Consider the following 312-nt stretch of genomic DNA (forward strand, 5'->3'; position numbering starts at 1 on the left):
GGTGGAACAGGGGCCCGGCGTAGCGGTCCGGGTCGGCGGCGTGGAAGATTCCCGCCACCAGCGCCAGGGTGGTCAGATAGGCCGCCGGCACGTGCCAGGCGATCACCCGCTGCCGCCACAGGATGAGCCCCCCCGCGGCGTAGGCGAGGGCGAGCCATGCGGGGCCCGGCGAGGCTTCGGCAAGGCCGGGCTGGCGGAAGATCTCGTTCAGGGTGCGGCTGGCGGCGAGCTGGGTTTTCACCGCGTCCAGGGGTGTGGCGGCGGTCAGCGCGTCCAGGGAGAGGCCGGCGGGCAGATGGCCAAGGAAGATGT

The 312-nt window shown here is 73.1% G+C and carries 1 protein-coding gene; it reads right to left on the reverse strand.

Annotated elements, in window-relative coordinates; genetic code table 11:
• Positions 1–312, reverse strand: a 312-nt coding sequence (locus ACTFO6_RS18345; RefSeq protein WP_439935817.1) for an RnfABCDGE type electron transport complex subunit D, incomplete at both ends; no start/stop codon positions are given.

Origin of the sequence: Pelomicrobium sp. G1 (genome assembly GCF_051905455.1) — a bacterium.
Lineage (GTDB): Bacteria > Pseudomonadota > Gammaproteobacteria > Burkholderiales > UBA6910 > Pelomicrobium.